At 72.2% G+C, this 12,081-nt stretch carries 12 protein-coding genes; 3 read left to right on the forward strand and 9 right to left on the reverse strand.

The annotated features are described in order from the left end of the window. Window positions 1-603: 603 nt before the first annotated feature. Window positions 604-1,812, reverse strand: coding sequence for a kynureninase (kynU, locus tag ACZ7L4_RS30480; RefSeq protein WP_472107665.1), 1,209 nt, complete (start codon window positions 1,810-1,812; stop codon window positions 604-606). Next, on the reverse strand, window positions 1,805-2,659 hold the full coding sequence (locus tag ACZ7L4_RS30485; RefSeq protein ID WP_472107667.1) for a tryptophan 2,3-dioxygenase family protein: 855 nt from the start codon (window positions 2,657-2,659) through the stop codon (window positions 1,805-1,807). The genes kynU and ACZ7L4_RS30485 overlap by 8 nt, the downstream gene beginning before the upstream one ends. 310 nt (window positions 2,660-2,969) lie before the next feature. Between ACZ7L4_RS30485 and ACZ7L4_RS30490 the strand changes: the two genes are divergently transcribed. Together ACZ7L4_RS30490 and ACZ7L4_RS30495 are read left to right on the forward strand one after the other, a co-directional pair. Next, on the forward strand, window positions 2,970-3,311 hold the full coding sequence (locus ACZ7L4_RS30490) for an STAS domain-containing protein (protein ID WP_472107669.1): 342 nt from the start codon (window positions 2,970-2,972) through the stop codon (window positions 3,309-3,311). Window positions 3,312-3,382: 71 nt separating this feature from the next. Next, a complete protein-coding gene (locus ACZ7L4_RS30495) occupies window positions 3,383-3,802 on the forward strand; it encodes a DUF3151 domain-containing protein (RefSeq protein WP_472107671.1) in 420 nt (139 codons plus the stop codon). A 109-nt stretch (window positions 3,803-3,911) separates the two neighbouring features. Here ACZ7L4_RS30495 and fbaA read toward each other — a convergent pair whose 3' ends face one another. The 7 genes from fbaA to ACZ7L4_RS30530 form a co-directional block, all read right to left on the reverse strand. Next, complete coding sequence (fbaA, locus tag ACZ7L4_RS30500) at window positions 3,912-4,943, reverse strand: class II fructose-bisphosphate aldolase (RefSeq protein ID WP_450816193.1); 1,032 nt, start codon at window positions 4,941-4,943, stop codon at window positions 3,912-3,914. A gap of 140 nt (window positions 4,944-5,083) precedes the next feature. Further along, window positions 5,084-5,644 (reverse strand): orotate phosphoribosyltransferase, encoded by a 561-nt coding sequence (gene pyrE, locus ACZ7L4_RS30505; protein WP_422408202.1) that lies wholly within the window; start codon window positions 5,642-5,644, stop codon window positions 5,084-5,086. A 24-nt stretch (window positions 5,645-5,668) separates the two neighbouring features. After that, entirely contained in the window at window positions 5,669-6,463 is a 795-nt protein-coding gene (locus ACZ7L4_RS30510) for an aldose epimerase family protein (RefSeq protein WP_472107673.1), read from the reverse strand. A gap of 26 nt (window positions 6,464-6,489) precedes the next feature. Beyond that, window positions 6,490-7,386 (reverse strand): SRPBCC family protein, encoded by an 897-nt coding sequence (locus tag ACZ7L4_RS30515; protein WP_472107675.1) that lies wholly within the window; start codon window positions 7,384-7,386, stop codon window positions 6,490-6,492. 538 nt (window positions 7,387-7,924) lie between these two features. Continuing rightward, complete coding sequence (locus ACZ7L4_RS30520; RefSeq protein WP_472107677.1) at window positions 7,925-9,448, reverse strand: polyamine aminopropyltransferase; 1,524 nt, start codon at window positions 9,446-9,448, stop codon at window positions 7,925-7,927. Between the two features lie 112 nt (window positions 9,449-9,560). Further along, window positions 9,561-10,085, reverse strand: a complete 525-nt coding sequence (locus ACZ7L4_RS30525; protein WP_399240066.1) for a DUF2617 family protein — start codon at window positions 10,083-10,085, stop codon at window positions 9,561-9,563. 334 nt (window positions 10,086-10,419) lie between these two features. After that, complete coding sequence (locus tag ACZ7L4_RS30530) at window positions 10,420-10,719, reverse strand: hypothetical protein (RefSeq protein WP_472107679.1); 300 nt, start codon at window positions 10,717-10,719, stop codon at window positions 10,420-10,422. Between the two features lie 125 nt (window positions 10,720-10,844). On the opposite strand from ACZ7L4_RS30530, the gene ACZ7L4_RS30535 reads away from it, so the two are divergent. Beyond that, complete coding sequence (locus ACZ7L4_RS30535; RefSeq protein WP_472107680.1) at window positions 10,845-12,038, forward strand: pyridoxal phosphate-dependent aminotransferase; 1,194 nt, start codon at window positions 10,845-10,847, stop codon at window positions 12,036-12,038. Window positions 12,039-12,081: the final 43 nt, after the last annotated feature.

The raw sequence follows: 12,081 nt of genomic DNA on the forward strand, positions 1-12,081 counted from the left end.
GCCCAGGCCAGGCTCCCCACCCGTAACGACGACCCGACCCGACTTGGGCAATCTGCCTTCCCCAAGCTCTGCGACAAGCTCCGAGCCGGGGAGACCCCACCGGGCGGCAGGGTCGGCAAGGCGGCCCCCGGTGCCGCGCAACGCTCACGACGGCCCCGGCCACGGCAGAGCGGCCGGGGCCCGGATAACCGGAGCCCCTGGAGGGGGCGGGCAGTGGGAGACGAGCGGGCATCGGCACAGCCGGTAAGACACCGGTGCCGCACAGCCGGCACGGCCCCGAACCCCGGACCTGCTGACGGATGGGAGATCAGCCAAGGGCGGCGCAGGCGGCGAGGCGACGGTGGCGCGTGCCCATCACCGCAGGCGCCAAGCCCGGCACAGCCCCGGGCCCCGGGGGGCCTACGCCCCCGGAGGGGGCGGGTGGGTGGGAGATGAGCGGGCAACGGCGCAGCCGGCACAGCACCGGTGCCGCGCACCCGTCACCACGGGCGCCAAGCCCGGCACCCCCGCAAAGCCCCCCAGGAGCCGGTCGACCGAGTCGGCGGCGGCGACAACCGCGCCGACCCGGCCACCCGCCCCCACATCCGCCAAGAACGGCCGCCGCTAAGAGGACAGTTCCCGCGCCAGCACCGACCCCGCCCGCTCCACATCCGCGAAGGACAGATACAGCGGCGTGAACCCGAACCGCAGGACGTCCGGCGCCCGGAAGTCACCGACGACCCCGGCCCCGATCAGCCGCCCCATCACGTCCCCCGCGTCCGCGCACCGCAACGCCACCTGGCTCCCCCGCTCCCCGTGCCCGACCGGCGTCACGACCTCGACCCGGCCCCCGGGAACGTACGCCTCGACGCACTCCAGGAAGAAGTCCGTCAGCGCGAGGGACTTGGCCCGCACGGCGTCGACCGAGACGTCGGGCCGCGCCCACACCTCGAGCGCCGCCTCAAGCGCCAGCATCGACAGGATGTCCGGCGTCCCGACCCGCCCCCGCACGACCCCGTCCGCCGCCTCGTACTCGGACCGCATCCCGAACGGCTCGGCATGCGAGTTCCACCCCGGCAGCGGCGAGTCGAAGGCCGCTTGATGGTCCCTGCGCACGTACAGGTACGCCGGCGAACCCGGCCCCCCGTTCAGGAACTTGTACGTGCAGCCGACCGCGAGGTCGACCCCGTGCGCGTCGAGCCCGACCGGCAGCGCACCCGCGCTGTGGCACAGGTCCCACACCGAGACCGCCCCCGCCGCACGGATCGCCGCCGTAAGCCCCGGCAGATCGTGCAGCCGGCCACTGCGGTAGTCGACGTGGTTCAGGAGCACCGCCGCCGTACGCGACGACAGCGCGCCCGGCACCTCCCCCGGTTCCACGGCCCGCACCGAACAGCCCGTCATCCGGGCCGCGGAGGCGGCGATGTACCCGTCCGTCGGGAACGTCGCCGCGTCGACCAGGATCTCGTCCCGCCCGGCCTCAGGACCGCCCGCGAGCCGCACCGCACCCACAAGTGCCTTGAAAACATTGACACTTGTGGAGTCGCCGACCACGACCTGGCCACTGTCCGCGCCGACGAGCGGAGCGATCAGATCCCCGATCCGCTCGGGCGCCGTCCACCACCCCGACTCGGTCCAGGACCTGATCCGCAGCTCGCCCCACTGCCGCCGCACGACGTCCTCGACCCGCCCCGGCACGTTCGCGGGCAGCGCGCCCAGCGAGTTCCCGTCGAGGTAGACGCCACCGTCGTCGCCAAGTACGAACTCGTCCCGCACACCGCCGAGTTGATCGGCGGCGTCCAGTTCCTTCGCCCGCTCGTACAGGTCAGACATGGGACCTCGCCGTCCACAGCTCGGGGAACACGTTCTTCTGCGCGCGCTTCTCCAGCCACGCCACACCGGCGGAGCCACCCGTGCCCGCCTTCGCGCCCATCGCGCGCCGCGTGGCCACCAGATGGTCGTTGCGCCAGCGCCACACCAGCTCGGCGACGTCCGTCAACGCCTCGCCCAGGCGCGCGAGTTCGTCGTTCTCGTCGCCCGCGTACAGGCGCGTCCACACCGCCTCGACCTCCGGCGACGGCACGTACTTCTGCGACACGTCGCGGTCGAGGACGGCGCGCGGCACCGGGTGTCCGCGCCGGGCCAGCAGCCGCAGCACCTCGTCGTACAGGCTCGGCTCGTGCAGCGCCTTCTCCAGCTCGGCGTGGACCCGCGGCGCTCCGCGGTGCGGCACCAGCATCGACGCCGACTTCTCGCCGAGCAGGAACTCCATGCGCCGGTACATCGCCGACTGGAAGCCGCTGCCCTCGCCGAGCGCGGAGCGGTACGAGTTGAACTGGCCCGGGGTGAGCTGACCGAGCGGCCGCCACGAGGCGTTGAGCGCGTCCAGTTCCCTGACGGACCGTTTCAGCGCGGCCACGGCGGTCGGCACGTCGTCCGTGCCGAGCGCGCGGGCCGCCGTCTCCCACTCGTGCACGATGACGGTGAACCACAGCTCCATCACCTGGGTGGTGACCAGGAAGACCATCTCGCCGGGATCGTCCGAGCGAAGGTGCTGGAGGTGGGTGAGGACGTCGGCCTGGACGTAGTCCTCGTAGGGCGTGGTGCCCGCGAAGTCGAGATGCGGTGCGTCGGGTGCCTCCGTGTCGCGACCCGACCGGTGATCCGCGTCGTGGGACATCGCTGTCTCCTGTTTTGTACTCCGGGTAGCGGTCCGCCCTGCCGTTACCGACACGGGGCCCCGGTCCCCACGTGCATCCTCCGCAATCGTCCCCGCAAACGGCAAGGCCCGCCTGTTCACCATGTCCGCATACGGAGGAGCGTATCCGTATCCCGTTTCGGTGGCCCGTGCCCGAATTGGGTACGGAAGATGGGTCGTCCTACCGACGTCCGGCCCGCACCCCACCGCACAGACTTGCCGTGCAAGGAAGCACAGTACGGAAGGTCGAAGCGGCATGCCGGATGCTCCGCGGAAGAGTTCGGTGTAGGTGGTGACGGAGGGATCGCACCTCGTCCTGGTGCTCCTGAAAGGGGCGTTGGACGAGACGGAGGAAGCAGATCTCGTGGACCGGGCGGTGCGGTCGGGCGAGAGCACGGGCAAGCAGGTCGTCGTCGACCTGTCCGGCGTGACGTACATGGGCGGCGGGACCCTGAGTGCCCTGCTGCTGCCGGGACGGCGGGCCCAGCCCTTTCCGTGGCTGGCCGGGCCGCTGGATTTCCATGTGGACCGGCGGTTGTCGGTGACGGGGACGGCGGGCCGGTTCCGCATTTTCGGGACGCTGGTGGAGGCGATGCAGGCGGCTCGGGACGAGCTGAGCCCCGTCCCCGAGTGACGCACGGGGCCCGGCTTCCGCCCGGCATCCGTCCGTCTCGGTCAGCCGGCCACAAGTGGCAGACTGGCGGCATGACGACGCACAAGAACCTGCTGGGTGGACCGGACCCGACGTACCTGCCGGAGAACGAAGAGGCGTACCGGCTTCTGGGCGAGGAGTCCCAGGCCCCGGTCGACGTCGTGGCCAGGTACCCGACCTTCTCGCTCGCCTGGGCCATGCTCGCCGACGACGCCTTCGAGGCGGGGCGCGTGGTCGAGTCGTACGCGTACGCGCGCACCGGCTACCACCGCGGGCTCGACTCCCTGCGCCGGGCCGGCTGGAAGGGGCACGGCCCCATCCCGTGGAGCCACCAGGCCAACCGCGGGTTCCTGCGCTGCCTGGCCGCCCTCGCCCGCGCCGCCGGCGCGATCGACGAGAAGGACGAGACCGAGCGGTGCTGGCAGTTCCTCCAGGACAGCAGCGAAGAGGCGTACACGACGCTGAAGCGGTAGGTCCTGCCGCGGCGGTACGCGGTCACGACATGCGACGGGCCCGGTTCCCCGAAGGGAGCCGGGCCCGTCGCCTGCGTTGACGCGTCGCGCCTGCTCGGTGCGTTGCGCCCTACTTGATGCGCGTACCCGTCGAGCGCAGGTTCTCGCAGGCCTGGACGATGCGGGCGGTCATGCTCGCCTCGGCCTTCTTGCCCCACACGCGCGGGTCGTACGTCTTCTTGTTGCCGACCTCGCCGTCGACCTTCAGGACGCCGTCGTAGTTCTCGAACATGTGGCCGGCGATCGGGCGCGTGAAGGCGTACTGGGTGTCGGTGTCGAGGTTCATCTTCACGACGCCGTTCTCCAGCGCGGTCGTGATCTCCTCGACCGTGGAGCCGGAGCCGCCGTGGAAGACGAAGTCGAACGGCTTCGAGCCGGCCGGCTGACCGTACTTCGCGGCGACGCCCTCGTTCAGCTCCTTGAGCAGGTCGGGGCGGAGCACGACGTTGCCCGGCTTGTAGACGCCGTGGACGTTGCCGAAGGACGCGGCGAGGAGGTAGCGGCCCTTCTCGCCCAGGCCGAGGGCCTCGGCGGTGCGCAGCGCGTCGTCGACCGTGGTGTAGAGGTTGTCGTTGATCTCGTGCGAGACGCCGTCCTCCTCGCCACCGGTCGGCGTGATCTCGATCTCGAGGATGATGTTCGCGGCCTTGGCCTTGGCGAGCAGCTCCTGCGCGATCTCCAGGTTGTCGGTCAGCGTCTCGGCCGAGCCGTCCCACATGTGCGACTGGAAGAGCGGCAGGCCACCGGCCTCGACGCGCTTCTGCGAGATCGCGAGCAGCGGGCGCACGTAGCCGTCCAGCTTGCCCTTGGGGCAGTGGTCGGTGTGCAGCGCGATCTTGTTGCCGTAGCGGGCGGCCGCGACGTGCGCGAACTCGGCGAGCGCCTCGGCGCCCACGACCATGTCCTTCACGCCCTGGCCCGAGAGGTACTCGGCGCCACCGGTGGAGATCTGGATGATGCCGTCGGACTCGGCCTCGGCGAAGCCCTGCAGCGCGGCGTTCAGGGTCTGCGTCGACGAGACGTTGATGGCCGGGTAGGCGAACTTCCCCGCCTTGGCCCGGTCGAGCATCTCGTTGTACTGGTCCGGGGTTGCGATGGCCATCTGCCGTCTCCTCGTAAAGCGCGGGTTGCGGGGGCTCGGGTGTCGTTCTCGTGACCCTCACCAAGCGTCAAGGGGTGACATCATCGTCGACCCCATCTTTCCAGACTTGTGCGAATGCTCCAGCCCGGTGGCCGAAGGGGTCAGTCCAGGCCCAGCTCGTCCTTCGAGAACGCGAAGAGGTACGGGACCCCGGCGCCCTCGGTGATCTTCTCGGCGGCGCCGGTGGCCCGGTCCACGATGGTCACGACGGCGACGACCTCGGCCCCAGCCTCGCGCACCGCCTGCACGGCCTCCAGCGGGGAGCCGCCGGTCGTGGACGTGTCCTCGACGACGACCACGCGACGGCCCTTGATCTCCGGGCCCTCCACGCGCTTCTGCATGCCGTGCGCCTTGGCGGCCTTGCGGACGACGAACGCGTCGAGGCGCTCGCCGCGCGCGGCCGACGCGTGCAGCATCGCGCCGGCGACCGGGTCGGCGCCCATGGTGAGACCGCCGACCGCGTCGAACTCAAGGCCGTGCTGACTGGTCAGGTCCAGCAGGACCTGGCCGACCAGCGGGGCGGCCTCGCCGTCGAGGGTGACGCGGCGCAGGTCGACGTAGTAGTCGGCCTCGATGCCGGAGGACAGCGTCACCTTGCCGTGCACCACGGCCTTGTTCTTGATCTGCGTCAGCAGCGCGTCGCGCACGTCGTTCGTCGTCATGCCTACGAGCTTAAAGGGCGCGTTTTACAGGTGGCGCCAGGTCCAGGTGGTGCTGGCTTCGAGCGGCTCGACCGGGGTGACCAGGCGCGGCGCCGTGTTCAGCCCGTTCGGCGGACCGGTCTGAGGTTCGACGCAGACGGCCACGTCCTGCTCGTCGTAGACGACGACCCACTGCTCGGGGCTGGTCACCTCGACCTGGAGGGCGCCCGGCCAGTTCAGCGTGACGTCGACGCCGTCGGGCATCCCGAAGCAGTCGTCCCACGGCCCCGGGGTGGCCTCGATGCGCTTGCCGGTCGGCAGGTGGTCCGCGCCGCGCTCCTCCTGCCAGGCCGGGTCGAAGGCGATCTGCACGCTGCTGCCGCCGTCGGTGACGGTCCGGTTGAACCAGGGGTGCCAGCCGGCCTGCGCGGGGAACGAGTCGCCGTACGTCTCGATGCCCAGCGACAGCGTCAGCGAGTCCTCGGAGAGCGAGACGAGCTGCGTGACGCGTCCGCTGTACGGCCAGGGGTCGGTGAGGTCGTACGTGAAGGCGGCCTCGGTGCGGGTCTCGCGCGCGGTGGTCCACTCGGCGTTCCGGCCGAAGCCGTGGATGGCGTGCGGCGGGGAGTTCAGCGGCATCCGGTGGACGTGGCCGCCGTTGCGGAACTGTCCCTCCCTGATGCGTCCGCACCACGGCACCATCGGGAAGCAGCCGTACTTCTCGCCCTGCCGCAGCAGCTCTGTGCCGGAGATCTTCAGGCTGCTGATACGGCAGCCGTTGCCCGGCGCCACGGTCACTTCCGCGTCGCCCGCGGTCAGCGTCGTTTCCTGTGTCGTCACGGGTCCTGAGCCTATGCGGGGTGGTGCTACCGGCGCCTGCGCAGGGCCCGGCCGACGACGATCGCGGAGGCGAGCGCGACGGCGGCCGCGGGGGCGGCCCAGCGCAGGGTGGCGCTGGTCGTGACGCCCTCGGGGGCGGGAACGGGGGCGTACCGGCCGCGCGGCGGCGCGTGGTCGACCTCCTCCGCGCTGCGGCCGATCATCGTGCGCCGGGCGTGCGCGGCGACCGGCTCCGCCGGGAGCTCGGTCTCGGCTCCGGCGGCGGGGTCGAGGGACGGCGGCGGAATCTCGGTGTCGAAGACGGAGGAGTGGTCGGGGGCGACGTGGGCCTCCTCCTCCCCGCCTTCGCGGGGGTCGACGTCGGCGGGATCGCCGACCGGGCTGCTCCCCGCTCCCCCGACGGTGTCATCGACGGGCCCCGCGGCCGCGCCGACGTCCTCACCGCTCCCGTCGCTCTCGCCGTCCTGGGCGTCGTGGGCGTCCTCATCGGGGTCCGAGCCGGGCTCCTGGCCGGTCGCTCCCAGGTTCTCCGCGAAACGGTTCAGCAGGCGGTGGGCCGCCGATTCCACGGCCTCGCGCGGCAGCTCCGCGACCCGGCCGTCGCCGGATCCCGTGCCGGAGAAGGTGACCGAGGAGCCGCCCGCCACCGCGGCGACCCGGGCGGTCAGGGCGAACTTCACGCCGCCCGCGCCGCGGGCCTCGCTGCCGTCACCCGTCACGGCGAACGACCCGTCCGCCGACTGCGCCACGGTGACGCTGCCGCGGTACGTGATGGTGTGCCCGCCGATCCGTACCTTCAGGCGGCCTCCGCCGCCGGTGGCGTCACGCTGGTAGCCGGGCAGGGCCCGGTCGACACGTTGGGAATCGCAGAGCACCGCCCGCAGGGACTCCGCCGGAACCGGAACGAACACCTCATGCTCCATGCCGCCGAGCCTAGCGACCCCATCGCTCACGTGTACCCCCTTCACGCCCCACCTTTCGACTTTCCGGCGTACTCCGCCCTCCTTGTGCTACCACTCCACGCCTGCGCCCTGCCCCGGCCCGGGTCACCGTGACGGGGCACTGCTTCCATGCCGGGGGCCGAACACGGTGGCGTGGCTGCTTCGACGCCGGGGGGGCGAGCCCCGTGGCGTGCCTGCTTCGACGCCGGGGGCCGAACACGGTGCCGTGCCTGCTTCGGCGCCGAGGGCTGAGCCCCGCCGTACGCCCACCTCGACGCCCGGGGGCCGAACACCGCCCGGCCGACTCACCCCGGGAGGCCGAAGCCCCCGGAGGGGGCGGGCGGGTGGGAGACCAGCGAAGCCCGGCGCAGCCGGAGCAGCCACGACGCCGCGAACCGGGCACCGCAGGCGCCGCCCCGGCACCGCCCCACAACCCCGTCCCCGCGAACCGACACCGCAGGCGCCGCCCCCGGCACCGCCCCACACCCCCGCCGCCGCGCAACAACACACCCGCCAGACGTCAGTCGGAGAAGCGGGGATGCACCAGCGTCGACGGGGCAAAGCCGGACCCCGTCCGCACCATCCGCTCACCCGCCGGAGGCCCCGGCCGGGACCAGCCCGCCAGCACGAACCCCACACCCCCTTCGCCGCGATACGCCACCACCCGCAACCCCGCGGAGCGCACCGTCGCGGCGGCCGTCCCCAGCGGCCCCGCCCCACCGCCCACCCGCGCCACCACTCGCCCCCGGTCCGCGAGAACCCGCCCCACCAACCCGTAGAACTCCTGCGAGTACAGCTTCGTGCTCGCCGTGCTGCCGGGGTCGGGCAGATCGCACACCACCACGTCGTACGGCACCGCCCGCGGAGCGCTCCGCAGCCACGCGAACACGTCCCCCGTCACCACCCGCACCCGCGGGTCCCCGAGCGACCGCCCGTTCAGCTCGCGCAGTCCCGGATCGGTCCGGGCGAGGCGCACCACCTCCGGGTCGGGGTCGACGACGTCGACCCTGCGCACCCCGCGGGCGCGCAACGCCTCACGCGCGGCGAGCCCGTCGCCCCCGCCGAGGATCAGGACCCGCGCCCGCGGCCCCCCGTGCAGCGCGGGCCCGACGAACTGCCGGTAGGGGCGCCCCCGCTCCTGCCCGTCCGCCCGCAGCCGCCCGTCGAGGAAGAGCGACGGGGGACGCCGCCCACCGCCGGTGAGCACGACCTCCTGCACCCCGGTCTGCACCGCGACCCGCACATCCGCCCCGAACAGCGCGTGCCGCGCCGCCCGCTCGAAGTCGTCGACGAGCACCCAGGACGTGGCGAGCACGCCGAGCACCGCGACGTTCGCGACGATCAGCAGCCACCGGGCCCGCCGGCTCAGGTCCCGCCGGAACAGCCCGAGGACGAGCACCGCCCCCGCCACCGCGTTGACCGCCCCGGTGAGCAGCGCCCCGGTCAACTGCCCGAGCAGCGGCAGCAGAAGGAAGGGAAAGGCCAGGCCTCCCACCAGCGCGCCCACATAGTCCGCCGCGAACAGATCGGCGACCGCCCCGCCCGCGTCCTGCCGCCGGATCCGCTGGATCAGCACCATCAACAGCGGCACTTCCGCCCCGATCAGCACCCCGATGGCCAGCGAGAACCCGACGAGCAGCCAGCGCGGCCCGTCCGCCCACGCCCCGCCCCAGTCCCCGGTCCACGCGAACACCGCGTACAGCGCCATGGCGCTGCAGCCGCCGACGAGCGCGAGCAGCGCCTCGATCATCCCGAAGCCGACCGCGGCACGCAGCCGCAGCCGCTTGGCGGCGAGCGAACCGAGGCCCATCGCGAAGACCATGACGGAGAGCACGACGGAGGCCTGGGTGACCGAGTCGCCCATCAAGTACGAGGCGAGCGCCACCAGTTCGAGCTCGTAGACCAGACCGCAGGCCGCGCAGACGAAGACTCCGGCGAGGACGAGGAGCCGGCCGGTGCCCGGCTTCACCGGGAGCGGGGACCGGACCGGACCGCCCAGGGACCTGGGGCCTGAGGTCGTCACGGGCGGGTGCGGTTCGATCACCCTGGCACGCTACGTCACCGCATGACTCCGTCCAGTCACCCACACGTGTGGAACCGGGGCCCCGCAGGCATACCCGCGACCCGCCCCGCCGCCGCGAGCCGGGCTCGCGCCGCTACAGCGCGGCGGCCACCGGCATCCGCGCGCCCACCCGCGTACGGGTGGCGACCAACTGGCCGTCCTGCGGGTAGGCGTGCCAGGTGCGCCAGTGCACCTGCCCCTCGTGCCGCTGGGCGAGCATCGCGGTGAAGGCGTGCGGGCTGCCGGGGAAGACCCCGGCCAGCCCGTTCGGGTGGTCGGCGACGAGCGCGAGCAACTCCTGCGCCCGGCCCGCGAATTGACCCGCCGTCAAATGCTCGACGCGGGCCGCGAATTCGTACTCCCAGTCGCCGAGGCGCTTCGCGACGCCCAGCGGGAGCGGCGTGCTGCTGCCGGGAATGCACGCCACGGTCTCCGAACAGGTGCCGCGCTCCTCCTCGAGCAGCACCTGGTGAGAGGCGCCGAGCAGCCTCAGCTGAAGCCTGGCATCGTCGATGTCGAGGTCGAGCGTGGCGAGCGCGGGCAGCGGCTCCCGGCCGAGGGCCCAGGCCAGGTCGGCCGCACTCGTATCGGTATAGGCGGTGTTCAGGGTCGTGAGCATGGGTCGGCTCCGCTAGCACGCAAAGGGAGGTGGGGCCGGCTGGATCAAAGGGGCCGGCTCGTGCCCACGAGAACGCGATAACTACGTAGTACGAGGGCTGCGTTGACGGTTAAAGGGAATCATGGGGGGCGACGCCGCCACAGCGTTTTTACCCAACTTCGGAGGGTTTCCATCCCCCCGAGGGCAGCACAGCTCAATTGTTCAACTTCAACGAGCACCATTCGCGCCCGGCGCACAACCTCCGAGGGCACAACCGGACAAGCGTGCGGCCCACGCGGACCGACTGCCCCGTGTCAGTCGCCTCCGCGCGGGCCGCACGCCCGTTCAAGGTGCGTCAGCTTCCGCCGCCACCGCACCCGCCACCGCCACCGCACGACGAGCCGCCCCCGCCACAGGAGGAGCCGCCACCGCACGAGTGGCCGTGATGCCCGCCGCCGGAGTCACCGGACGAGGAACACCCGTAGGAGCCGCCGCCGCTCGCGGCGCCGCCACCGGCCCACCAGCTGCTGCTGCGGCCGGCCCGGTTCTTCTTCAGCGAGGTACTGGGCGACCGTCCACTGCCACCCGCCTTCGCCGTTCCGAGCACGATGGCGACAACCAGCACTACGAAGACCACGATGACGAACACGCTCATCACCGGCCCTCCCTTCTCTTCCCCCGTATCCCCCGAGGGGCCGCCCCGTGCGGGCGTGACAGGGAAATGCCCCTGCCCGGACCACACCAAGCAGGAGTTGAGGAACTCCAGAGGTTCGGCGCAGGATGGCCGCCATGACCTCCAGCGCACGCCCCCTGCTCAACCGCCGCCTCGCCGAGTTCGGGACCACGATCTTCGCCGAGATGTCCGCGCTCGCCGTGCGGACCGGCGCCATCAACCTCGGCCAGGGCTTCCCCGACACCGACGGCCCCGAGCAGGTGCGCGAGGCCGCCGTACGAGCACTGCGCGAAGGGCACGGCAACCAGTACCCGCCCGGCCCCGGCATCCCCGAACTGCGCACCGCGATCGCCGCCCACCAGCAGCGCCGCTACGGCATGGAGTTCGACCCCGACCGCGAGGTCCTGGTCACGGCCGGCGCCACGGAGGCCATCGCCGCCTCCCTCCTCGCCCTCGTCGAACCCGGCGACGAGGTGATCGCCTTCGAGCCCTACTACGACTCGTACGCGGCGAGCATCGCCCTGGCCGGCGGCACCCGCGTCCCGGTCACCCTCCGCCCCCACGAAGGCTCGTTCCGCCTCGACCTCGACGAGCTGCGCGACGCGATCACCCCCCGCACCCGCCTCCTCCTCATCAACACCCCGCACAACCCCACCGGCACCGTCCTCAGCCGCGCCGAACTCACCGCCATCGCCGAACTCGCCGTCGAACGCGACCTCCTGGTCGTCACCGACGAGGTCTACGAGCACCTCACCTACGGCGACGCCGAACACATCCCGCTCGCCACGCTCCCCGGCATGCGCGAACGCACCGTCACCATCGGCTCCGCCGGCAAGACCTTCTCCTTCACCGGCTGGAAGGTCGGCTGGATCACCTCGACCCCCGAGCTCGTCACGGCCGTCCGCTCGGCGAAGCAGTTCCTCACCTACGTCTCCGCGGGCCCCTTCCAGTACGCCGTCGCGGAGGCCCTCGCCCTCCCCGACACGTACTTCTCCGACTTCCGCGCCACCATGACCGCCAAGCGCGAACTCCTCGCCACCGGCCTCGAGGACGCCGGCTTCACCGTCTTCCGCCCCCAGGGCACCTACTTCATCACCACCGACATCCGCCCCCTCGGCTTCGACGACGGCTTCGCCTTCTGCCGCGCCCTCCCCGAACGCTGCGGCGTCGTCGCCGTCCCCAACGCCGTCTTCTACGACGACCGCACCGCCGGCGCCCCCTTCGTCCGCTTCGCCTTCTGCAAGCAGGACGAGGTCCTGAGCGAGGCGGCGGCGCGACTCGCGAAGGTGCGTACGCGGTAAACCGGTTCCCGGCGGCCCATTGAAGAAGGCCGCCGCGGCAGGC

Source organism: Streptomyces sp. NPDC107575 (assembly GCF_055657265.1).

Bases quoted from the DNA above. Each gene is read 5' to 3' on its own strand.
- kynU (WP_472107665.1), bottom strand. From the start codon at position 1,812: ATGTCTGACCTGTACGAGCGGGCGAAGGAACTGGACGCCGCCGATCAA.
- ACZ7L4_RS30485 (WP_472107667.1), bottom strand. From the start codon at position 2,659: ATGTCCCACGACGCGGATCACCGGTCGGGTCGCGACACGGAGGCACCC.
- ACZ7L4_RS30495 (WP_472107671.1), top strand. From the start codon at position 3,383: ATGACGACGCACAAGAACCTGCTGGGTGGACCGGACCCGACGTACCTG.
- fbaA (WP_450816193.1), bottom strand. From the start codon at position 4,943: ATGGCCATCGCAACCCCGGACCAGTACAACGAGATGCTCGACCGGGCC.
- pyrE (WP_422408202.1), bottom strand. From the start codon at position 5,644: ATGACGACGAACGACGTGCGCGACGCGCTGCTGACGCAGATCAAGAAC.
- ACZ7L4_RS30515 (WP_472107675.1), bottom strand. From the start codon at position 7,386: ATGGAGCATGAGGTGTTCGTTCCGGTTCCGGCGGAGTCCCTGCGGGCG.
- ACZ7L4_RS30525 (WP_399240066.1), bottom strand. From the start codon at position 10,085: ATGCTCACGACCCTGAACACCGCCTATACCGATACGAGTGCGGCCGAC.
- ACZ7L4_RS30530 (WP_472107679.1), bottom strand. From the start codon at position 10,719: ATGAGCGTGTTCGTCATCGTGGTCTTCGTAGTGCTGGTTGTCGCCATC.
- ACZ7L4_RS30535 (WP_472107680.1), top strand. From the start codon at position 10,845: ATGGCCGCCATGACCTCCAGCGCACGCCCCCTGCTCAACCGCCGCCTC.